General features: G+C 36.2%; 3 protein-coding genes. 1 reads left to right on the forward strand and 2 read right to left on the reverse strand.

The annotated features are described in order from the left end of the window. Positions 1–191, forward strand: a 191-nt coding sequence (locus ACOYLT_RS11955) for a response regulator transcription factor (RefSeq protein ID WP_422854062.1), incomplete at its 5' end; no start/stop codon positions are given. Positions 192–232: 41 nt separating this feature from the next. Here the strand turns inward: ACOYLT_RS11955 and ACOYLT_RS11960 are convergent. Together ACOYLT_RS11960 and ACOYLT_RS11965 are read right to left on the reverse strand one after the other, a co-directional pair. Further along, a complete protein-coding gene (locus ACOYLT_RS11960) occupies positions 233–1,114 on the reverse strand; it encodes a hypothetical protein (RefSeq protein ID WP_422854063.1) in 882 nt (293 codons plus the stop codon). 152 nt (positions 1,115–1,266) lie between these two features. Continuing rightward, on the reverse strand, positions 1,267–1,523 hold a 257-nt coding region (locus ACOYLT_RS11965; RefSeq protein WP_422854064.1), incomplete at its 5' end, for a hypothetical protein.

Genomic DNA, 1,523 nt, shown 5'->3' on the forward strand with positions numbered 1-1,523 from the left:
AAGTAATTACCAAGAGAGAATGCAAAATTATTAGGATGTTAGCAAATGGAAAAACTATAACAGAAGTAGCTAAAGAAATATTTGTTTCTAAGTCCACCATAGAAAAAAACCTTAGTGAATTATGCATAAAATTCAAAGTGCGCAATCGTTCCGAATTGATTGCATATTCGCATGAGAATGGGTTAATTTAACTGAACCATCAGCCCTTTACTGCTTAACGAGTTTGATGACATCAGAAAAAAATAACATCAACCGATGCGAGCATATTTCGGGGGTTGCCCATTGTTTTTGAATCTTTCCCGCCCCAGTTTTCCACTTCACCAGACGATAACACTCTGCCGTGCTCGTAAAACGTAAACCATTCTCCCGGATTTCCCGTGAAACTATGATAGGAATAAATTGAACTCAATTTCGTGGTTTCCCCTATACCTGTATCAGGGATAAATCCTCCTTTTCGTATCTCTTTATTTGCGGGAGAAATCCACTGAACGCCTACAAAAAATGCTTTTCCATTTATTACAATATTTTGCTCGCGCACATCGATTGTAAGATAGCCCTTATTAAAATTGTCTTTGTTTATTAATACATCTCTATTCAACAACTCAACACCCGGATATCCATTCTCATTAACATCATATATATGCAACCGCATAGGTCTGTCTACATCAAAGTTTTTTTGCTTAAAAAGCACATTTTTAATTACACCCCTTTTACTGGTATCAGTAAATTTGATTAGCGTAACTATTTGATAGTAGTTATTTGCAGTTGAGCCTGCGAAAGATGTAGTTTGCTTTTCATTTACAACTCCTATGCGCTCAGCAACCGCACTTCGAACAACAACTTCCTCTAATGTATTAACCGACTCTTGTAATGAAATTTGATTTGCCAATATAAGTTCTTGTACTGAAAACAAACGACTTTGGAATCCGATACAAGAAAAGCCTACTGAATCAGATTGATCTGCCAGTATGGAATATTGACCATTTTCATTGGCATCAAAATACTTTTTTTGGTGCACTAAAAAACCACTCGCATAAGGAATAGCCAGTTTGGTTTTATCATTAACAACCCTGCCAGCCAGTTTTAGATTTTGCCCAATGCATTCCGTGGACAAAAATATTATTAATGAATAAAGAAGATATTTACTACTCATAAGTAACTATTTAGCGGATACCATTTTATATACCCAGTAGAGATAAAGTTATGGTAGTCTATCTACTGCATTTGTTAACCTACACATAAATTGTACCTCCCAACAATCTAACCCTACACATCCTGCAAAGCAAGCTCCTTCGCCCATCGAATGCAATAGTTGATATCCTTATCTGTAACCTTGCCCGTTAAGCGCTCTTCTAATAGGCTTCGAATAGATAGTACTAACCCTTTTTCATCTTCCTGATATTGCTGGTAAAGTGCCCTCACTTCATCAGCTTGTACAGACTTATGAATATGAGCTGGCTTTTCTACCACAAAAATGGATTGAAGCCAATAGTCAATCCGTTGAAAAATCGATTTCATTTTTA

This window comes from Flavobacterium sp. (assembly GCF_049318185.1).
Taxonomy (GTDB): Bacteria; Bacteroidota; Bacteroidia; order Flavobacteriales; family Flavobacteriaceae; genus Flavobacterium.